13 protein-coding genes and 3 pseudogenes are annotated in these 21,531 nt (G+C 54.6%); 8 read left to right on the top strand and 8 right to left on the bottom strand.

Features of this window, described 5'->3' with window-relative positions:
• Positions 1-414 precede the first annotated feature (414 nt).
• Positions 415-837: a DUF1499 domain-containing protein gene (locus FIV00_RS25420; RefSeq protein WP_152503352.1), complete on the bottom strand. Its 423-nt coding sequence runs from the start codon at positions 835-837 to the stop codon at positions 415-417.
• Between the two features lie 555 nt (positions 838-1,392).
• On the opposite strand from FIV00_RS25420, the gene FIV00_RS25415 reads away from it, so the two are divergent.
• Both FIV00_RS25415 and FIV00_RS25410 read left to right on the top strand, forming a co-directional pair.
• Positions 1,393-1,842, top strand: a complete 450-nt coding sequence (locus FIV00_RS25415) for a MucR family transcriptional regulator (RefSeq protein ID WP_152503351.1) — start codon at positions 1,393-1,395, stop codon at positions 1,840-1,842.
• A gap of 520 nt (positions 1,843-2,362) precedes the next feature.
• Positions 2,363-3,082, top strand: a complete 720-nt coding sequence (locus FIV00_RS25410) for a response regulator transcription factor (RefSeq protein WP_152503350.1) — start codon at positions 2,363-2,365, stop codon at positions 3,080-3,082.
• Between the two features lie 125 nt (positions 3,083-3,207).
• On the opposite strand, the gene FIV00_RS25405 is transcribed toward FIV00_RS25410, so the two are convergent.
• Both FIV00_RS25405 and FIV00_RS25400 read right to left on the bottom strand, forming a co-directional pair.
• Positions 3,208-4,302: a hypothetical protein gene (locus FIV00_RS25405; protein ID WP_152503349.1), complete on the bottom strand. Its 1,095-nt coding sequence runs from the start codon at positions 4,300-4,302 to the stop codon at positions 3,208-3,210.
• A 448-nt stretch (positions 4,303-4,750) separates the two neighbouring features.
• The gene (locus FIV00_RS25400) at positions 4,751-5,737 is read right to left on the bottom strand and encodes a hypothetical protein (protein WP_152503348.1); all 987 of its coding nucleotides are present in this window, start codon (positions 5,735-5,737) and stop codon (positions 4,751-4,753) included.
• Positions 5,738-5,957: 220 nt separating this feature from the next.
• Between FIV00_RS25400 and FIV00_RS25395 the strand changes: the two are divergent.
• Positions 5,958-7,103: pseudogene (locus FIV00_RS25395) on the top strand (IS3 family transposase).
• 100 nt (positions 7,104-7,203) lie between these two features.
• Positions 7,204-7,497 (top strand): hypothetical protein, encoded by a 294-nt coding sequence (locus tag FIV00_RS25390; protein ID WP_152503347.1) that lies wholly within the window; start codon positions 7,204-7,206, stop codon positions 7,495-7,497.
• Between the two features lie 215 nt (positions 7,498-7,712).
• Here the strand turns inward: FIV00_RS25390 and FIV00_RS25385 are convergent, their stop codons facing one another.
• Positions 7,713-8,699: a hypothetical protein gene (locus FIV00_RS25385; protein WP_152503346.1), complete on the bottom strand. Its 987-nt coding sequence runs from the start codon at positions 8,697-8,699 to the stop codon at positions 7,713-7,715.
• Positions 8,700-9,290: 591 nt separating this feature from the next.
• Here FIV00_RS25385 and FIV00_RS25380 point away from each other — a divergent pair.
• The 3 genes and pseudogenes from FIV00_RS25380 (at position 9,291) to FIV00_RS30600 (ending at position 11,994) form a co-directional block, all read left to right on the top strand.
• Positions 9,291-10,239 (top strand): annotated as a pseudogene (locus tag FIV00_RS25380) (IS630 family transposase).
• A gap of 123 nt (positions 10,240-10,362) precedes the next feature.
• A pseudogene (locus FIV00_RS25375) lies at positions 10,363-11,423 on the top strand (IS630 family transposase).
• Between the two features lie 334 nt (positions 11,424-11,757).
• On the top strand, positions 11,758-11,994 hold the full coding sequence (locus FIV00_RS30600) for a transposase (protein WP_152504446.1): 237 nt from the start codon (positions 11,758-11,760) through the stop codon (positions 11,992-11,994).
• Positions 11,995-12,227: 233 nt separating this feature from the next.
• On the opposite strand, the gene FIV00_RS25365 is transcribed toward FIV00_RS30600, so the two are convergent.
• Positions 12,228-12,935 (bottom strand): Crp/Fnr family transcriptional regulator, encoded by a 708-nt coding sequence (locus FIV00_RS25365; RefSeq protein ID WP_152503345.1) that lies wholly within the window; start codon positions 12,933-12,935, stop codon positions 12,228-12,230.
• A gap of 630 nt (positions 12,936-13,565) precedes the next feature.
• Here FIV00_RS25365 and FIV00_RS25360 point away from each other — a divergent pair.
• Complete coding sequence (locus FIV00_RS25360) at positions 13,566-15,818, top strand: autotransporter domain-containing protein (protein WP_152503344.1); 2,253 nt, start codon at positions 13,566-13,568, stop codon at positions 15,816-15,818.
• 197 nt (positions 15,819-16,015) lie between these two features.
• Here the strand turns inward: FIV00_RS25360 and FIV00_RS25355 are convergent, their stop codons facing one another.
• The 3 genes from FIV00_RS25355 to FIV00_RS25345 form a co-directional block, all read right to left on the bottom strand.
• Complete coding sequence (locus tag FIV00_RS25355) at positions 16,016-16,831, bottom strand: extracellular solute-binding protein (RefSeq protein ID WP_152503343.1); 816 nt, start codon at positions 16,829-16,831, stop codon at positions 16,016-16,018.
• 171 nt (positions 16,832-17,002) lie between these two features.
• The gene (locus FIV00_RS25350) at positions 17,003-20,125 is read right to left on the bottom strand and encodes an efflux RND transporter permease subunit (RefSeq protein ID WP_152503342.1); all 3,123 of its coding nucleotides are present in this window, start codon (positions 20,123-20,125) and stop codon (positions 17,003-17,005) included.
• Positions 20,122-21,486: an efflux RND transporter periplasmic adaptor subunit gene (locus FIV00_RS25345; protein ID WP_152503341.1), complete on the bottom strand. Its 1,365-nt coding sequence runs from the start codon at positions 21,484-21,486 to the stop codon at positions 20,122-20,124. Before FIV00_RS25345 ends, FIV00_RS25350 begins: the two co-directional genes overlap by 4 nt.
• Positions 21,487-21,531: the final 45 nt, after the last annotated feature.

Below are 21,531 nucleotides of genomic sequence, written 5' to 3'. Positions count from 1 at the left end.
TTATGATCGGCGGAGATGCGGGCTTGCTTTTGCCGCGTTGGGCTTGCACTGAATACCGTTTTGCGGGTCTTCTTTCTTCGAAATATCGAATCTCATCTCTGAGTATTATGTCGTGCATTTTTTGGGAAAGGCTGTGTCTTATAGAAGAGAAGATATTAATCACTAAAGTAACTCCAATATTCGGATCTCTAGTTCATGGAAGGCGACACCCACCCAAGACAATGATACATCCGCACCTGTGATTGACCTTGCCGATATCAGTCGGTCGAGGTTGCGGATGCGCGTCACTCTGCTTCTGTTGCAATGTCGCGCCGCATGAACCGATATGGACAGTGGAGGAGGGCTCTCGCTGTGACATACGGCACCCGAAATGGTGACGCCAGGCGAACTTCATTGATGGTCTGGCCGCGGGCGTCAACGCCGCTCTGAGCTGCTCAACCAGAGCTGTATCCGCTCCCTGTTCGAGTCGAGATCGGAATAACCATAGACTAGATGGCCATAAACATACAGATTGCCATTCTCGGCCCAGACTTGCGTAAGGTCCGGAAAGCCGAAAAACTCGGTGCGATGCACGAACACTGCAGGAAGCTTCTCCTGTGTCTCCGATAAGCGCTGCGTACGTTCTGTGACCGAGATCCGATGCAGCAGCGTTCTTACATCGACAGCTTCCACAGGTCGGACAGCATAATAGCCACCTGCAAGCTCATAGTCGCCCGGAGGCTCCGCGCCCGGGAGTGCCGGGACATCGGCAACCGTCACCGGTCTGAGGCGAATGAAAAGCGAGAGGGCGATCCCGGCCGCGATGCATATGCTGAGAGTGATCGCGAAAACCTTCATTGCGTAACCGTGCGTTTGGGATAAGGGCGTGTTTCAAAGTCCTACGAACGGCAAACCTCCTGCATGTGGCGGTGCGGTGCAATGTCTCTGGGTCAGATAAAGAGGAAAATGGTAGCCCCAGAGAATTAAGGTCCGATTTACTGTCATCGTCAACGAATTCTTAGATTGCTGCCATATTGTTAACGCTATGCGCTTGGCGGGTATGTATTAAATAGCACACTTAGTTTTATTTTGCTATATTTGATCGCTATTTAATGTAATTTGTATTTTTTTGAATATTATTCTTTTTTTAATTTTATTATTGAGAAGAGTCCTTTAAAAAAGTAACACTATTATGTGTCAACTATGACTTAAGTGCCCGAGATCTGGGCGGGGCGATGAAGCCTTCCGATTGAGTTTCTGGTGAATTTCACCTTCACGGGGCAGTTCTGCACCTAACGAAGGGCGTGGTTCGGCAATTGGGTAAGTCGTTGCCAAAGCGCTTTGATAATATCATTCCGCGTGAGAGCAGGGGCCAGGACAGGGCAATTGAGTTCGAGGGTGAGAGAAAAAATCATGACCGAAACCTCAGAAAACGCCAGTAACCCTATCACGAGTTTCGTGGATGCGACGACCGATATTGTTTCAGCTCCCTTTTGCAACAAAAACAATGCTGCCGGCGAACTGCCTGGCCTGCCTGGCAACATTCATGCCGTCCTGTCGTCTGTCTCCCGATCGCCGCCAAAACCGGAAGCAGAAGAACTGGATGCTACGCTGCCAATCTGGACGCCGATATCGGGAGACGCCCTGATCTGCCTTAAGGATGGAAAGACGTTCAAGCGACGCTTGCGAGCGCGGAACATCCTTACACCGAAAGAGTGCAGCACCAGGTATAGACCGCCCTCGGACCACCCTATGGCCGCGGCAGATTACATCGCTATTGGTTCGAAGTTCGCTGAGTCCATGGAGTTCAGTCAGACACGGATAGAATATATTGTGACCCGGTGCCGATCTTGCTTTGGTTGATCCGTTCAGCCACAGCCAAAGGTCCGGTCTCTTCGGGTGTGGGCTATTATTACCGGGTTGCGTATCCCACAGCTGCCTTGTCGGGAGCGTGGGTCGCAAGCGGTAGGTAAGCAACGGATGCCTCCGGAGCCGAGGTGCGCTGCGGCCGCCTCTAACTGGAGAATGGGCGGACCCCGCCCTGAAAAGTTCCAGGGTTCTGGCGAGACGTCGGCGCAAGACCGTCTCGCCGGGCAATGGCACTGGACCGGACGATGTGCGGCGCCCTGCGGGGGATACGTGTCTGTCTGCGTTGCAGGTGGCAAGATTGTCATGGACATCCACGTCAACTGTTCCGGAAGTTTTTCCGGTCATGGCGGCACGTGCACTCCTCGAGCGGTCCACCTCGCGGTGGGCGCAGTGCCGTGCATCACTGTCTTCGCACGACGGGCCCGCCTAAGTCATGATGAGATCGAGTCGGGTTTCGGCAACGAGCCGGAATCTTATCTAAAAGTTCAAGCAAAAAGAGTGAACGCGATTTGGCATGGACAATGAAAAATACACGATCCTGATCGTCGACGATGATCCGGAGATCTTGAGGCTTGTTGGAGATATCCTGCGCAATCAGGGCTTCGACGTCGAGCAGGCCATGAGCGGTCGGGACATGAACGATGTTCTTCAGCGCGTGAAACCCGATGCGGTTGTTCTGGACATGATGTTGCCGGGAGAAGACGGGTTGTCCATCTGCCGGCGTCTGCGGGCGGACGACACGCTGCCGATCCTGTTTCTGTCCGCGAGAGGGGATGAGGTCGACCGCGTGGTCGGGTTGGAAATCGGGGCCGACGACTATATCGTCAAGCCCTTTGCCCCTCGCGAATTCGTCGCACGCATCCGGGCGCTGTTGAGGCGCTCCCGTCTGGATAGGCAGCCGGCTTATTCGAGACGGTTCGCGTTCGACGGTTTCTTGGCGGATCTGGATGCCAGGCAGCTCTATACGGAGGAGGGCAGGGTGGTTATGCTGACCAGCGCTGAATTCGACCTGTTTTCCTGTTTTGTCCTCCGGCCTCGCCGGGTTCTTTCAAGAGAACAGATCCTCGACTGGACGAACCGGGACCCGTCCAATCCGCTTCAGGACCGGAGGGTTGATATCCTGATCGGCCGATTGCGGAAAAAACTGGCGGCGGCCCACCCTGAAAGCAATCTGATAACCACCGTGCGCAACAGCGGCTATCTGTTCACCGCTCGGGTCAAGCAGGTCGGCTGAGCTGTATGAACCTGGTTTTGGTACAATACCAAGGCGGATGAGTGAGCGTTCGCGCCGTCCGGGCGTGGTCGAAACAACGCCCGGACAAAGTCATTGTTTGTGGCCGTTTTGTGACAGCCTTTTGATCAATGCAGATTGTGGCTCATCGCGGCATCTAGAAATTTGAAGCGGATCCCGTCGTTCATCTCCTGGCGTTGGTCCTGCGACATTTCCCGGACGTGTTCGGTGAACCCTGTCACGAGATCGTTCAATGATTTATCCCTCAAGTCGGGCCGCCCCAGCAACCAGTCCTGCAGGGCTGGCCCGAAAATGGCGCAGGCATTGGGCAGGCCAACCCCCTGCGCATTCGGCAGGCCATCGGGAACCTCGGATTTGCAATTTTGAAGGTTCACATTCACCTCAAAAAAGCTGTTCCCTTCCGTTGTTGTCCAACCCTGCCTAAAATCGGCAAACTTTGCCGCGCTTGCGGTTCGCCTTTGCTTAAAGGTCCCGAGCGTGTCCAAAACACAAACCTCGTTACCGCGATGCAGAACGTGCACATAGTGCTCATCGACCAGGGTCGTTCTGATAGTGATCTCGGTAGCAGTTTGGTCGATCTCTCCTGAGTTTGGGTCAAATGGCCCGAGATACTTTATTTCTTCGACATTTTTGCCGCCAGTTTCGGCGTAGCTTTTGAGTTCGACATTGCTTATGTAACGGTTGTTAAACAAAAGATTTTCGAATTTATTCTCGAAAGCTTCTACTATTTCCGAAAACCATTTACCTTCTTTAAGGCGTTCCGCAGCCATATCCCACGCTCTTGATGCGCCTTGATAAAGGCCTCCAGAATTTCCCAGGTCGAGCTCTTGTTTGGCTGTATGGTAAGAAGCAAAAGCCACTGCCTCCATATTCAGGAGCGTCGTTCTCGGCCCTGTCGCAATTTCAAACAGTTTACTTAATCGCTCGTTGATTTGCGGTGAAAGTGTGCTCGGCAGGTCACGCACCGCGTTAAGCGCTGTTTGCCTCACGAGTTTGTCGTCATGAGCAATCAACTGAACGAGAGCATCCAGTGCATCTGTTGCATGACGATTCTCGCGGTCCTCAGCAGCCACCTTCAACGCCTCGATGGCAGTGCTATCCAGGACGAGTGTGCATTCCGCTTTCGTCCCGGCTTGAGAAGCATCCATCCCAACCAGAGTGTTATCTGCAGGCTGTAAGTTGAGAGTTGTGAGGATGGACATTTCAAACTCCATGTTAATTTTGGCCTTAAAGCCGCCGGATGATGATCCAGCCCAGTTGCATCTCACTTTTTAGGCTGTAGCCGATCTGTTCGGAGTGCTTTTTATTCCAGTCATTAGATCAATTGCCTCCACTCGATGGCGCCGTTGAGCAGTGGTCAGCGACAATAGGTCCGACCTAAACACCACAAGCGTGCCGCATTTCAAGCCCACTTTTCGAGTATTGGAACCAAGGGTTCCAATGCAGAAGCGGTGTTGATCTCTCCGATTAAATGCGACACGCTCTGGAATGACGTCCCATGCGGGCAGGCCAAATCAAGTTGGCTTTTCCACCGACCTCAATTGACTGTAAGGTTCGGTGGCTGTTTCAATTAATGGGCTTCCAGGTGCTTTTCACTAGTCTGTCTTGCACTACGATTGGGAAGAGTCTCGGAGACTTTATTGCGCCTGCCTAACTAAGCTGGTTACCAAAGCCCAGTTGAGCCCGTTTTTCCCAAATATAAATTGTTTTGCTGATTTTGTTTTCCTTGTCTGCTGCCAGTATTTCTAGTCTTTCTGCTTTGTATTCGTAGTTTGACTTGGTCGGACTAAGAGAGTTCTTATAGTCGTCAAAATCCTTTGAGTCGATAAAATCAAGAAATTGCGCCTCCGCCTTCTGAGCTTTGATTTCACGCATTATTGAACCGTGGTGCTTCAGAATTTCAATTGTTTTCTTATCCTCATCTTTAACCTTTTGATTCAAGTCATTAAATCTGGCGATCGCATCGGTTGTTCCTCCACTTAGGAGCGCCTTAAACTTTTCCGTCCTATCCTTTTCAAGCCGGGCTCTTTCTTCGGCCTGATTTTTCAAAATTGCCGGTTTTGCGACCTGATCAGCCTCTACAGGCTTCTCGATAGTTTCTTCCCGGGAAACTACTGGCGCAGCCGCCTTACACTCCGGGAGTGCCGAGGACGTTTCCTCTTTGGTAGTATACCGCTCCACTAGGGCCTTTGGGCTGGAGGCGGGCAACACTTTACCGTCCCTGATGGTATGACCCAGGAGCCAATTAAGCGTGTTTTTCGCGTCTTCAGCAAGATCGGATCTGTCGACGGCCGCCTTGGTAAAATTCCCCGTTCTCTTCTCTTCCTCGCTCAAAGCGGAGAGAGTTGATTTTCGCGATGTTACCGACACACGCATTCCCTGGCTGCCGGCCTGCGTCGCACCCGAGACCGAGAAAAAGTTACGCCAATTGCCCGAGCGCAGAAATTCGAGGAGGCTCGAAACGCGGGATTTGGAAACAGATCTCACCGACCCGTTCAGGGAAACGAACTTATCCTGGCAAAGCGATTTCTTCGGAGATCTGTGAGCGGTCACGGTTCTGACTTTCTGAGACCCTAAACCGAAAAAACCGGGTGGGATCAGGCTTCGCAAAATAATTCTTTCCATCTGATACGACATTTTATCCTCCTGTTTTCATTCTTTGCAATAGTGGCTATTAAGTGACAAAGCGCTTTCAAAAAACAAGCGACAGTTGATAAATAGTGTACGTCTTTGTTGCGCAACGATGTGCTATTTGGATCAGGATTTGTTTGAATGGCTGAGCTACTCCCCGGAAATCGGACACTGACGTAAGCTACAATTTGTTGTCTGCTGGTCTTCGAGAATTAGGAGATCAGAGATGTCGAAACGCAAGCGGCACGCGCCGGAATTCAAGGCGAAGGTCGCCCTGGAAGCCCTGAAGGGCGAGGAGACGGTCTCGGAGCTGGCGAGCCGGTTCGGGGTTCATCCGACCATGATCCATCAATGGAAGCGTGCCCTGCTGGAAGGAGCTTCGGACGTGTTTGCACGTGGCGGCAAACGAAAGCCCGAGATTGACGAGGACCAGGTGAAGGAGCTCCATGCCAAAATCGGGGAGCTGGCGGTTGCCAACGATTTTTTGTCCAGAAAGCTCAAACCTTGGGGCATGAAGTGAGGCGCGGCATGATCGAGCCGAGGCATCCAGACTTATCGGTCGGCAAGCAGTGTTCTCTGCTGTCGATCTCGCGCTCGTCTTTCTATTATACGCCGAAGGGCGAGAGCGAGATGAACCTCGCGCTGATGCGCCAGATCGATGAACAGTTCCTGGAGGCGCCGTTCTTCGGTGTCCGGCAGATGACCTGGCACCTAAAGAACGAAGGTCATCCGGTGAACGAGAAGCGGGTCCGGCGACTGATGCGGCTCATGGGCCTGATGCCGATCTACCAGAAGCCCAATACAAGCAGGCCAGCCAAGGGACACAAGATCTGGCCATATCTGCTCAAGGGATTGCGGGTGGAACGGCCGAACCAGGTCTGGGCGTCCGACATCACGTATTTACCGATGCGCCGCGGGTTCCTCTACCTGGTCGCGATCATGGACTGGTTCACCCGCAAGGTGCTGGCCTGGCGCATCTCCAATACCCTGGAAGCCGACTTCTGCGTCGAGGCGTTGAATGAAGCGATCCACAAATTCGGCGCGCCGGAAGTCATGAATACGGATCAGGGATCACAGTTCACCTCGTTTGCATGGACGGACCGGCTACGGCGGATGGGCGTGCGCATCTCGATGGACGGCAAAGGACGGTTCCTCGACAATATCTTCGCTGTGGCGTACGCTCAAATACGAGTGCGTCTACCTGCACGCCTGGGAAACTGGATCGCAGGCCAGGGCCGGTGTTCGAAAGTGGGTGGATTTCTATAACCAGAAGCGCCCACATTCAGCACTTGGCGGCAAGCCGCCTGCCGTGGTCTATTGGCAGCGCATTGAACAACACCAACCCGATCAGCAGGTGCAGAGAGTAGCTTAATTTACGCCAAAACCTGTCCAATGAATGGGGAGTAGCTCAGGCCGACTTATTTTGATTGGTCAGCAAGGCATCCTGTTTCAGGATGGGCCGCGTTTAGAACGTGTCGCATTTCAGCATAGAAGTCAGCATCGCTTTTTGCGTTGAAATTCTTAGTTTCAGCAAATGGAAAGCGACGCCGGTGGAATGCGGTTTGCGCCAGCCACTGCAAGAATTTTCCGACGGACCGCGCGGAAATCCGCCTCGTCCTTCAAAGGATTTAGCGCAAATCGCTCCCGTTGAGCGTCGCGAAGGCGATATCTTTCCCGAGCCTATGCTTTTTGGGTGGAAGCAGTTTGCGCACAAATCAAGAAGCAGTCCTGATCATCCAGTGGCCCTGGAAGCATTTCAGGTGTGAACAGCTATCCAGCTGGCTACTTATGCGCGTCTCCCGTTCCAGGAGCTGTTCCACCCCTGGACGGTAGACGCGGTCAGGAAGGGCATAAGGTCCTTCCTGTGTAAATGAAGAGCAATCTTGCTGATTTGAATTACTCTCGTTAGGTTAATAATCTCGCTAAACCGAAAAGCTTAGATCAGACCTTGATTTCGACTACAACACATTCTCTCGGCAAACTACAGTCTATCTGGGTCAAACATTCCATTTTTTGTATTTGCAGTAGAACCCCTAAGATTTAATAGAAATTCTGCCGTCTCTTCTGGATCACGTCCAGAATCTAAAAGCCTTAATGTGCTGAACAAATTCTGCGAGTTTGTTTGATTGGTTGGGTCAACAGTTTGCTGCTGCGGGGGCACCTGCTTGGATTGCGGGGCTGGTACTGCCGAGAAGCGACAATTCACATCATCCAACGTAACGTGCAGCGCAGGTGTCGTAAGAAGCAAAGGTTGTGGTGGCATACTCAAACGTTTTGGTTGAGCAGGCTCATTTTCAGTCGGATCTGCTCGGGGTTTGTCGCTATCCCCTTGTGCTGGGTCGTTCCTGCGAGGAAGCCTGGAATTGGGTGAACGAATGGCCAGATTAATAGCTTTGACTAATTCTATGTAAGCTTGCGCGAAATCACTGAATGCCTCCAGCATCTGCTGAATATTGCCTGTGAACTCATGAGCGCAAAAATCTCCCGCTTTAAACCGTTCATCCCATTGTTCTATGCTGCTATTGCAAAGATTCACGTAAATTTTATACGTGTCCACAACGCCTTGAAGTTTCCGCTCAATATTGTGGACTTCGTCTATTGCATTATTACCTTTCGCTTGCTGTAATCTGCTCTTCAGATTTTTAGCTTGATTTTCAAGTCTACCGATAGTTTTGTTCGCCTCTTGAATGTATTCGTTGAGTTTAGTCTTCCAATTATTGTAAGCGGCATGGTGCTGCTCCAACGTCATCTCGGACTCAAATCCGGTTATGGTGACAGTTCCAGTCGATTGATCATAGATTGCGGAACCGGCCGCACTGGCCGGCTGTTCACGTGTGTATTCCCTATTGTATTGAACTAGGCGCGAAAAAAATGACGAATTGTTTTGATTTGCAACCGGTGTGCACCACCAATTTTTGGCCGTATCAATTTGATTGATAGAAGCTAGCGTCAAGAAGTTTTCTGGCATTTGTATTTCTCCTGTTTCAAGGGCGCAAATGGGATAATGAGCACGGTTTTACTTTCTTAATTTCCGCCGATTTACCACCTTGCCGTTGTAAAGAGCATGTGAAGATTAGAGGGGTTGTGTTAAATGGTTCAATAAAATCCAGTTTTTGTTGATCAAGATTCTTGGAAAAATCCGTCGTTCTGGCTAAACGCACTCCAAAAATTGAGAGGGGTATCAAATCGCAAGAAGCACCACGCCCTGAAACGTGGAGGCCTGCTAAAGCTCGCCTTTGTTTTGGCAATGAAATAGCAATCGTATTTGAACACTTTGCCCGGAGACCCGCGATATCATTGTTGAAATGGCCTTGTAAAAGACCGAATACGCCATCAAGCTAGCTGTCTTCGCGCTGTTTATTGGTCCGTGGCTTGCGGTATGTGTGGAGCTTGAATATGCGGGAGGATTTTGCACTTGGATAGACGACAATGTGCCGTTTCAAAAATACTTCTGGCGTGAGCCTGGAAAGTTAGAGCGTTTTGTTTTTCGATGGATCGAATGTGATGTGATATTTCGGGTTCTTTCTGTTTCAAACTTCCAGCAATGGAGTTTGATTTGATGGGGCGGACAGAGTGCGGCGATCTTCGAGGTCGGGTTTTAAGAGCTTCGCAGGAGGGCATTTCTGCGCGACAAGCTGCGGCGAGGTTTGGAGGAAATGCTTCGAGCGCGATCCGCTGGATTGCATGCGCCGGACAGGGCAAGACGGAGCCCCGCAAAACCGGACGCAAGAAAGCTTCCCGTTTGATCCGCATGAGGCCTCAGTTTTGCACTGATCGAAAACCAGAAGGACAGCACCCTCGACGAGATGGTTGTGCGTCTGGCTGAAGGCTGTCACACGAAAATCGGTCGCAGCATGTTGAGCAAATGGCTACGCTCGCACGGGTTCACATACAAAGAAAACCGCACACGCACTGGAGCAGGAATGCCGAGGCTTGATGAAGCGGCGTCAAGCCCGGTTTGAAAGCCAGCTCGATCTCGATCCGGTCAAACTTGTCTTCATTGACGAGCCCGGCTTGAATACGAAGATGGCGCGGCTGCGTGGAGGGTCTTTGAAGGGAGAGCGTTGCCGGGCAGGTGTTCTACATGGTCACTCGCTGCCCTCTCGGCGCTGCAAGGCATCGCCGAGAGGGGCAAAACGACAACCGTCGCCGTAGCCTTGCGCCTGAGCGGCATGACGGCGCCTATGATGCTCGACGAGGCCATGAACGGGGTGGTTTTCCTCGCGTATGTCGGGCAGGCATTTGTACCAACCCTGTCACGCGGTGACATCGTCGTGATGGACAACTTGCAAGCACACAAGGCTGCTGGCGTCCGGGAGGCCATTGAAAGCGCCGGCGCTGAGCTGCGTTTTCTGCCGTCCTATAGTCCCGACTTCAACCCGATCGAGATGGCGTTCTCCAAGTTCAAGGCAATGCTGCTTGCCAAGGCAGAGCGCACGATCGACGCTCTTTGGGACACCGTTGGCGACCTCATTGACCAGTTCGAACCACAAGATTGTGCGAACTAACAGGATACGAACCAACGTAAATTGGATGGGTTCTAATACCAACCATCAGATGAATTGACACATGTTTGGGCTTCCCGTTTTGGCGCGAATATGCTTCCAGATAGCAAACGAGAGGAGTTTGCCATTGGAGCCGCGATTTCGCTTCGAAATGACTTTGACGGATGCGCCCTTCGCCAGTTGGCGAAGCATTGCCGGGATGCCAAACAGACACGCCGCTTACTTTCACTGGCCGTTATCCATGATGGCGGGAGCCGTACGGACGCGGCCCGCACGGGCGGTGTGACGCTTCAGGTCATTCGGGATTGGGTGTTGCGTTTCAATGCATCTGGTCCCGATGGTTTGAAGGATGCTCCCAAGGCTGGTCGCCCCTCAAAACTTAACGAGCAGCAGCGGCGTGCGTTGATCGAGATTGTCGAACGCGGCCCGTATCCCTCAGTGGATGCAGTGGTGCGTTGGCGCCTGAAGGATCTGGCCGCGTGGATCCAGTCCGAATTTGGCATTGCTATTGACGAGTGTACCGTGTCTCGAGAGTTGAAGAATGCTGGATATCGGCGTTTGACCGCCCGCCCGCAGCATCTGGCACAAAACGAGTTTGCCGTCGAGGATTTTAAAAAAGCTTCCCAACCGAACTGGCGGAAATCCGCAATCGGCTTGAAAGCAACACCCCTTTAGAGGTTTGGTTTCAGGATGAGGCACGCGTGGGGCAGAAAACCAAACTCACAAGGCGATGGGCCAAACGCGGGACACGACCACGTGCCCCCAAGGATCAGTGAACAAAGTCAGCCTGGATATTCGGAGCCATCTGCCCGGCACGTGGCGTCGGAGCTGCACTGGTCCTTCCCAAATGCAAAACGGCGGCCATGCAGTTGCACATTAAAGAAATCTCGTCGCAGGTCGCTCCAGGAGCTCATGCCGTCGTCATCCTCGACCAGGCTGGCTGGCATACATCGGGCAAACTCGAAATCCCAGACAACATCACGCTTCTACCATTGCCGCCGAGGGCTCCCGAATTGAACCCGGTCGAGAACCTCTGGCAGTTCATGCGCGACAACTGGCTGTCAAACCGGATCTTCAAATCCTACGAACAAATCGTCGATATCTGTTGTCGCGCATGGAACAGGGTAATTGACCAACCCTGGACCATCATGTCCATCGGACTACGAGATTGGACGCATCGGTTCTGAATTATGACGGTTGGTATAAGTGAGTTTCCTCAGACGCATAACTGCGCTGGCTAATAGCCGCATCTTTTTTGCTATCTGTAGGAGCGCTTTATTGCACTGCTTTGTTCCATTCGGCTTCGGTCCCAGGAAATAAGTGTGCGAATGAGTTGAAGCTTGATTCAAACTTCTGGGTGACGTGTGCGCGGGCAACGGCAGAATGTGGGCGTTTGGGATCGTTGATGATTCAATTCATTGGTTGGTTGGATAGGGGCAACAGTGAGCCATCGGCGGATTGGTCAAGAGACCTTTGGGTTTTGTGAAATAGCCCGCTGAATGAGATCGGTCGGTTGTTGGACTGGCCGTTGGTGAAGAGCTCTCTCGCGAACGTATCCCATGTCGCCAAGAGCGAGCCAGCTGGGTCTATATTGGCCCGTTTCAAGGCGATGCTGCCGGCATATGGTACAATCTATCGGACTTCAAGCTTGCGGCGGCCTTGGACGATCGAATTTCGTGGCGTCGCTTCTGCGCGGCTCACTGTCAGAATTTTCGCCAGAGTGCTCAACATTCGTACGTTTCCGAAAAAACTTTGTGATCCATGAACTGGAAAATGTATTGTTCGATGGCATAACTAAGCAGTTGAAGGCCAAAGTGGCCTTACTCCAAGGTTTCGAAGCAAGTTCTAATGTGAGAATGCCGCCATCTTGAACGGCATGTGTATATAAACCCGAGGCGGTTTGCGATATCCGGTGCTCGAGTTCTGCTATTGGCGGATTTAGAAGATCTCGCTGTGTCGAAGACGTGTTACGGGTCTTTCGCCAAGGGCGATCAGAACCTGTCCGGGTCGGCGATTTTTGCCAGAGCTGACCGGTCGAGGATGAACAGCCAACCGTCCTGCATGTTGACCAGGTCGACCTTTTGCCATTTCCGCAAGCACCTGTTCACGTTTTCTCGTGTATTGCCGATCATCCCGGCCAGTTCCGATTGGGATTGCGACAACTTCTTGAGCGGGCGGTCCTCGGACGCGGGCGGGGCTGCTGACAAGCGAAGGAGCAGTTTAGCGAGGCGAACGGGCAGATCCATGAAAGAGCCTTCGATCATGCGTTCGTCGGAGCGCCTGACCCGTTGGCAAAGCAACTCGATCAGTTTTATCGACAGGTCGGAATCCCTTTGCAGGACTTCAAGCAGGTTTCGGCGTTCCAGTACGACCAGTGTGCAGTTTGTCAGGGCCTTGGCACTGGCCGATCGCTCCTCACCGTCCAGCAAGGCAATTTCGCCGAACACATCACCGGCCTTGAGATCTGTCAAGGTGACCTCGCCGCCGCTCGGGGTGAACATACTGACGCGCACAACGCCTTCAGCGATCGCCATCATGCTCTGCCCCGGGGTTCCCATTGTGAAAATTACATCGCCGGCGGCGAACTTTTTAAGGAATGAAAACCGGGCAAGATCGTCCCGCGCCTGCGGGTCGAGAGCGTCAAAAATAAAGCTTCTTCCGAGCAATTTGCTTTTGTCGTGGGCGCTGTCTGTAGTCATTCCAGTCTCGCGATCCTCTGTTGGGGAACTCCTTCGAAGACGACAAGTATATCACCTTCTCCCGTGCTTGACAGAGAGTATTCAGGCCGCTGCGGTGTGTCGAGTGTGACGCTGCAACCTCAGGCTTCTTGTGGTGTCGCGGATTTGGGATGGTTGCTGTTTTGCAAGAAATCATTTTAAGGATCCGAGTTCAGTCGCCCCGCACAAAAGTCGCGTCGTGGTTCCAGCCGTGCAGGTTTTGCCGGTGATACTGTCAGTCATTTGAGTGGCGACAGATTTGTCCTAGCCTGGATTTCACACCGGATCACCGGATGTCGAGTTTCAGGCGTCGTTTTTTTGTGACCGGTCTGGCTGACGTCGTTAAGGCCGAGCGTTCCTTGCGCTGCGTTCAGCGGGGTTTGCCTGTCTTGCGATGTAACCAGGTTTGTTGGAAGAAAGTGCGCTGTCCTGCGGCTTGACCTGCCGGTGACAAACATCTGTGCGTTGTCCGTTCAGGCGCTTTCCTGGTTGCTGCGTGCAAAGCCGTGCGCTCCCTGCTCTGAGTTCAGAAACGGTTAACAAACATGGTTAACAGCTGCCTTCCAGTGCGAAAATTCTCGCGAGCGCCGTGCACGGATCGAAAGGTGTCACATGAAATTCAAATATCGAACAACCGCGAGCGGATCTGGCCGTATTGGCAGAAAATTTTGCCCGCATGCACAAGCAACGTTTGCAAAGCCCCAAAAGCGCGGCGGCTTGCACAGATGTGCGGTCGCAGGGTCTCTCGCCGCATTGATCCTGCAACCGTTGAATGCCGGCGCGCAAGATCTTGCCGTTGACAACAGGCGTGAAACCATCAGCTCGGAAGCAGCTTACGATACGATAAGAGTTGGTGGCCGGGACAAGGATTCCTACCTCGACATTGTCGACGGCGGTAATATCCAAGCCTCGGAAGCCGTTGTTATCGGTGATTATTCGCCGATTGACGGAAAAGACAACGAAGGCATTGGCACCGTAACCGTGTCTGGAGCGAACGCAGGGCTGACGTCCGGTGGTGATGTTGTGGTTGGCGGTGTGTCAACAGGGACGCTGGTGGTTTCTGAAGGGGGTACGGCCGCTGCGCAACGGATTGTCATCGGAAAGGAAACCACTGGCGCAGGCTCGCTGGTGATCGGTGCGGCTTCCGGTGAGACGGCGGCAGGGGCCGGCTACCTGGAAGGTGCGGGAGGGGCTCCCGCGCAGATCGTCTTCGGCGCTGGCGACGGCACGATCATTTTCAACCATAGCCATCAAAGTTACGCGTTCGATGACACGGTGACGGGGAAGGGGGAACTCCTGCATGAAGCAGGTACCACCAGGCTAACCGGCGATATGTCCGGCTTCTCAGGTACCGGTTATGTTTCCGGGGGCATGCTTTCTGTTGATACGGAACTCGGCGGGTCGGTGGTGGTTGAGGACGGGGGAACGCTGACCGGACGCGGGTCCGCCGACGACCTGACCTTTGAGGCTGGGTCAACCTACAATGTGGATCCGGACAAAGGCATCCTTAATAGCGCGGGTTCAGTGAGTATCGGAGCGGGCGCTACTCTGGAAATTGTATATGGCGACGTTACCACAACTGACATTTGGACCCCTGTCGTGGTATTGACCGGCCAAACAGTGACTGGAGAATTCGACACGCTCGTCGGCGAAGAGGACTATCTGTTTGTTGACCCTCAGGCTGGTTATCTTCCAGACGCGGTGACCGTGTCCGCCGTTCGCAACGACAGAGGCTTCGATGCGTTGGCGCGCACCGCCAACCAGAAGGCAACCGCAGGCGCGCTGGACACGCTGGCAAAGGGCAATACGCTTTACGACAGTTTTGCGACTTTGGACGCTTCCGACGCGGATTTCATTCCCGCCTACGTTGATCAGTTGTCCGGCGAGATACAAGCATCCGTCCAAGGCGCGACCCTGACCGCGGCCGGGCGCGTCGGCGATATCGTGAGGTCTCGAGCGGCGGTTCGGTTGAACCTCGGGAGCGGCTCGCAACGGCTCGATGTGCCGGATGAGAAGAAACTGACAGCGTTGGCTCCGGGCTGGGACGTCTGGACACAGGGCTACGGCACGTTTGGACGTGTGAAAGGCGACGGCAACGCCGCTTCGTTCAAAACGCGTAATGGTGGTGTTCTTGCCGGGGTTGAAGGTTCAACGGCCGGCGGTCTTGTTGCTGGCATACTTGCAGGTCATGAACTGGCGAGCATCGCGGTCGAGGGAGATCGTTCGAAGGCCGATGTCGAGAGCTTCATAGTCGGCACGTATTTCGGCCGGGCTTTCGGTCCCTTTGAAGTGATCGCGGGCAACGTTCTGGCCTCAAACCAGATCGAAACGACCCGTGAGGTCGCTTTTTCGGACTACTCCGATAAGCTGACGGCCGATTACAGATCCTCGACCTTGCAACTCTTCGGTGAAGCGGGTTTTGCGGTTGAGACGGGTGTTGCCAGATTTGAACCCTTCACAGGTCTCGCTCTTGCGTACCTCGATACGGATGCCTTCAAAGAGAACGGCGGCGATGCGGCGCTCAAGGTTCGGGCTTCATCTCAGGCACTGGGCACAAGTACAGTCGGGCTTCGGGTGCACCGTCATTTCGCGAGCCTCTGGCAGGGGGCAAGCCTGGACGTACATGGCAGCGTTGCGTGGCGTCACAGTTTTGGTGAGGTCACACCTGTTGTGACTTCATCTTTCGCCGGGAGCGATCCATTCAATATAAGCGGGGTCCCGATTGACGAACACACACTGCTTGTTCAGGGGGGGGCGTCATTCGACCTGACCCGCCAGCTTTCCGTGACGACTATATATGCGGGTGAATTCAGCAACAATGCCGCCGTCAATTCTCTTCGAGCCGGCGTTAGCCTTAAGTTCTAGGGTTGGGATAGGAAACGGATCTGGCCTATGTTTGTGCACAAATTGCTCCTTTTCAAGACGTGAAAAGGCAACGAGGGAAGGGGTGCCGTCTTTCAAGCCTTCAGGGTTACTGAAAGGACAAGTTGTCCGCAGACCCTGAGGCGCGCGGATCCGGCTGGCAAGGTTGGCAATCGAACCTTGTCCAGCCGCGCCGGCGATCAGCGAATCCAACCCTCAGAGGCCATAAGAATGCTGGCTTCCTCAGAGACGAGGAAGTCCAGGAACTGTGCAGCTTCGTGGTCTGCCTTGGGAGATAGGACAACGTTCACGTCCCGGTAGATCACGCGTTCTGGTTCGAGTTCGACCATCTCCAGATCGTCTTTTGTAGCCGGCCAGTTTGGCCAAGTGATCCAAGCGTCAACCTTGCTGCGTTCGAATTCACGGTAGCTGGCGCCAGAGCCGAGCGCGTAGGAAACAATGTTGTTCTTAAATCCCTGCAGATCCTCAAGCTTGCCGAGTCGTCCCGCGACATCTTCCCAGACCCCAGTGCCAGAAGTGTTGTAGACGCCTGCGCCTTCCGTCACCACAATGCGCACGTCCTCAGCCAGCAAATCGTCGAAACCGCGAATATTCTTAGGGTTACCTGCTTTGACCGCTATGACCGCCGGGCGAAGGTAAACCGGCCTGACCTCGTTGAGTTCGAATGCGGTGTAGGTCACCAAGAACGCTGCCATGGACTGTTGCGACGTTCCCCACAGTATATCCGCCTGTGCCTGGGCCTGGGCGGTCCAACTGGCCTCCGGCCCGGCGATGATTACTACTCGGAAGCCGGTCTTTTCTTCAAAGGCCCTGGCGACCTTTGAGAAAGCCGAATGAGGGCCGCCGGCACCGAACAGGCGCACGACACCGTCACCGGGCGCGTGCTCAATCGCGGGATCGTGAAATCCGGTCGTCCCAAAGCGGTCCTGAATCGTGTCCGACAGGGCGGGTGTCGCAATGAATGCAAGGGCGGCGAGCATGGGTGAGAATCGCATGGTGTCTCCTTTAGACTGCGTATGGCCGAAAGCCGAAAGGCTTAGCAAACTCCTTTTGTCGATCAGGTTGGTGCTTCCGAACCTGTTCTGTTTGAAATAGCGTGATATGCGCGCAATCCAGGGCCAAGTTCCACGTTCCCCTGCCCCAACACCAGCGGTTTTCTATTCGGGTCATTGTTGCGCCTCCAACCGCGCTTTTTGTTTTCGCTCTGCGGCCAGAGATGTCAGGCCAAAGTCGTCCAGAATTGTGTAAAACGCCGGCACGATGAAAACGATTAGGATTGTGGTCGCCATCAGGCCGAAGACGACGGAAGTGACCAACGGAACGAGAACCTGCGCCTGCGGACTGGTTTCGAACAAGAGTGGGAGCATTCCTGCCGTCGTCGTCAGCGAGGTCAGAAAAATCGCCCGAAACCGCGCCTTGACGCCGAGAGGGGCGATATCGGCAACGCTGTCGAGATCCGGGGAATGTTCGTTTTTGATAAACTGGACCAGCAAGATCGAGTCGTTGACCACAATTCCCGACAGGGCGATCACGCCGAGCATGCTTGGTAAGGAAAATTCAATGCCCAGCAGCAGATGGCCGAGCACGGCACCGGTCAGCGCGAAGGGGATCAGGGACATCACGACCACGGGTTCGGCGTAGCTCCGGAACTGAAAGCTTAGCAGGATGAACACCATCACAAACCCGATCCCGATGGTCTTGCCCATCGAGCCAAAGGTTTCGGCGCTTCTGGAATTCTGTCCCGCCGTGTCCGCCCTGAGGCCCGGATGGCTGGCAAGCAACCTGGGAATGAAGCGCAGTTCCGTATCCTTGACTATCTCGTTGGCATTGGCAACGCCAAGAAGAACATCCCCGGTCACTGTAACCGAAGGACGGCGGTCGATGCGCTCGACACGGGCGAAGCCGCGCTCCGCCCCGATCGTCACGACGTTGCCGATTGGCACCCGGACGCCGCTTGGCGTCTTGATCGTGAAGGCCTCCAGGTCGCCGAAACTGTCGCGGTCCGCGAGTGCCAGACGCAGATCGATCTCCAGTCTCTCCGACCCGATCTGGACCTCGTCGGCGACAATACCATTGTAGGCGCCGGCAAGCTGGTCGGCGATCGCTTGTGCGTCGAGACCGAGCGCGCCCGCGCTGTCCCTGAGCGAGAGCGATAGCTCGTGCTTGCCGAATGCAAGGTCGTCCGAAATGTTGTAAACGCCGTCATAGCTTTGAAGCCATGACTGAAGCTCTTCCGACGCCATGTCGAGAACATTGATGTCCGTATGGGACAAACGCAACTCGATGGCTCTGCCGGCGGGGCCGACGGCAGCCTCGGCAATCACGATTCGGCGGACATCAAGGGTGTTTGGCATCTCGCGTCGCCAGGCCGTCAGGATACCTTCGTTGGTGGCTTTCCTGAGCGCGCCTTCGACAAGATCAACCGATACCGTAGCCAAGTGAGCGCCATTGGTGCCGGCATCGCTGTTCTCGTTGTACCGGACGAGCACATTTCTGAGCAGAGTTTGCGTATCCGATTCTTTCGGCGCCAGCGCAGCATCCATGCGTCGCAGCGCTCCAATGACTTCCGCCGTAACGTGCCGGGTTGCCGTCAAGTTGGCACTGGCAGGAAGCTCGATCCTGGCTTCGAGTTGATTGCCCTCGACATTCGGGAATGCCTGGAACTTGATCGTCCCGCCTGCAAACAGAGCCAGTGTGCCTAGGAAAAGCATCACGCACAGGCCGACCGAAAGATAGCGGTTTCGCACCGACCAGAGCGCGCTGGGACCGACTGCCTTGTCGAACAACTGTCGAAGCAGGTTGTCCGCATATTGCCCGATTCGACCGGGCTGTTCGGACGAAGCGCCATGAGACAAATGATTGGGCAGGATCAGAAAGGCCTCTATGAGGGAGATCGCGAGAACCAGCAGCATTACGACGGGTATCACACTAAGCAAGTCGCCCAGATCGCCGCTCAAAAAAGAGAGCGATCCGAAGATCGCCGCAGTCGTCAGGAACGAGGAGACGACCCCCGGGGCGACCTGACGCGCTCCTTCGATCGCAGCTTCCTTCGCTGACAACCCCTGAAGCCGTTTGGTTGCGATGTTCTCTGAAATCACGATGGCGTCATCCATCATGATACCGACCACAATCAAGAGAGCGACCATCGTCAGCATGTTGATGGTGATGCCGAGTAACGCCATGAACGCCAGCGCCCCAAGGAAGGACACGGGAAGCCCCATGCCGATCCAGAAAGCCTGGCGACCTCCGAAAAACACCCACATGGCCAACACCACCAGCACCAGACCCTGGATACTGTTCGCCGTGAGCATGCGCAGCCTGTCCTTCAAGGCGACGGAGCCGTCGTTCGTCACCGTCAGCTCGACGCCAGGCGCCGCACGCAGCCGCTCTTCGGCGGCGAACGCCTGAACGCGATTCACCACCTTTATGAGATCGTCTTTCCGGCTTTTCGAAACGTCGAGGACAGCCGCCAGACGACCATTGAGCCGTGTCTCTACCTCTTCTGCCTCGAACGTGTCGGTTATGGTGGCTATGTCGCCCAAGCGGATCTTTCCGCCCAGTGACGAAGAGGCGACGACGATCGATGAATAGGCGTGAATCGCGCGTCTTTCGTCGGCGAACCGCAGCAGTATCGAGCCCGTTTCAGTTGTGATCTGGCCTGCCGGGACGTTGATGTTCTGGCGTTCCAGGGCATTGGCAATTTCTGGAAGGGTCAGACCCAGTTGGCGGGCGGCGGCGTCACGAACCTCAATTCTTATCTGGCGATCGGAAAAACCCGCGACCGTAACCTGCGGGATCCCGCCAAAGCCCAACATGCGGTCCTTGACACTCTCCGCATAGTTTTTCAGCTGAACCTTGTCCTCGATCCCCGTTATCACGACCGAAGCTGCCCGGCTCTGGCGCCCGGCCTTCTCGATAACAGGATCTTCGACGCCAGCGGGAAAGTCCGAAATCGCGTCGATTTCCTGGACGACATCCCGTAGCAGCTGGTCGATATCGGCCCCCTCGCTCATACGGACAGTCGCCTGTGCCACGTTCTCTTGCGAGACGCATCTCAGTTCGCCGATGTTTTCGACACCTTCGAGAGCATCCTCAATCCGGTGACAGACAGCCTGCTCGACATCACCTGAGGCTGCGCCCGGAAAAGCAATGCTGACCGAGACTTCCTTGAACGGGATCTGCGGAAATGTCTCCATCACAAGGGAAGGTGCTTTGATCAGACCAATGACAATGAGGCCAGCCATAAGCAGATTGGCGGCGGTAGGATGCTGAGTGAAATACCGGATCATCGGGCGGCCGCTCCGGTCTTGTCTGCATTGCCAGCCGAGGAGAGATCGTCCTGGCTCAGGAGACTACCTTCAACCGGATGGAGCAGCATGCCTTCAATCGCGGGAGAAAGGTCGCTCACAACGACTCTCGTGCCAACCGGCAGGGCAGATTTGAGCACCACGACGTCGTCGTGCTGAAAGGCGATCCGGGCATCCGCGAACGCAAGGCGGTTGTCTTGCGATACAATCTTGATCTTGCCGTTGAGCACCGCGTCGCGGGGGACAATCGACCTGTCGGCGATCTCAGGGCCGGCGAGCTCGACCGTCGCGAACATGCCCTTGACCAAGGGTGTTCGCGTTCCCGGTCGGGCATCGTCGTATGGATTGTCGACGCCGACTATCAGTCCCAGCGATCGGGTTTCCGGATCGACTGTGTCGCTTATGCGCTTGACAGTCGCCGGCCAGGCGCCGCTGGAACCGATCCGGACGACGGCGGAAATTTTTTCCAGTTCGCTTCCGATGTCACGGAGTCGTGCATCCGCTTCCGGTCGTCCCTCGAAAAGAAGACCCGCAAACTGTGACATGCTGACTGGGTTGAGCTGCACATCGACGCTGGCGGCTTCTGTACCGTCTAGTTCGCCTATGGAGGTCCCGGCGGCAACGAATTTTCCGATTTCTATATCGACCCTCGCCACCCGCGCATCGAAGGGAGCCCGGATGACCGTGCGCGCACGGTTAAGTCGGGCTGTTTCCAGGCGCAGTTCGCTTTTACGCTTTGCCTGCTCCAGAGCTTTCTTCTTGACCGGGTTCAGAGCGATCTCGTTCTGGAGATTCTGGACGGCCGTTTCCTGCTGCAGGACGTTGGCCTGCTGGTTTTCCACTTGCTGGTCGGATATGACCTTGCGATCGAGAAGCGTTTTGAGGCGATTCAGTTCACGCACTTCAAGATCCAGAGCGGCCTTCGCGATTTCGAGCGACTTCTGCTGCGCCTGAAGACCGACCGCAAGTTCTTCCAAATTCACCTCCGCGCTCGCGATTTCGCTACCCGCTTCAGCAATTTCGAGGTCGAAATCCTCGGCGGACAGGGTTGCGAGAACGTCACCTTCGGAGACGAAGGCTCCCCGCTTCAAGCCATCGCCCACATGAACGACCCGCGCAGATACCTGCGCGATCAAATCTACTGTGCGGGAGGGGGCGACGGTGCCGAAACCCGTTATGCGCGGTATGAAAGACTGGGGATCAGCTGTCACGACGCGGGCCACGGTCGCCGTTTCAGCGGGCTGTGAGCGCGTCGGCGTGTTCTTGCCGCTAACGGCGAGTGCCAGAACGAGGATGCCGATGAGGACAGGCAGGATGGCCAGGATTTTTCTTGAGAGGGTCAAGAGCGTAAATTCCGCTGTTCAGGATGTTCATGCTTGACGCAAATC

Source organism: Labrenzia sp. THAF82, from assembly GCF_009363435.1.
GTDB classification, from domain to species: domain Bacteria; phylum Pseudomonadota; class Alphaproteobacteria; order Rhizobiales; family Stappiaceae; genus Roseibium; species Roseibium porphyridii.
Note: the sequence above shows the minus strand (reverse complement) of the source record. Positions and strands in the feature narration are given on the sequence as shown.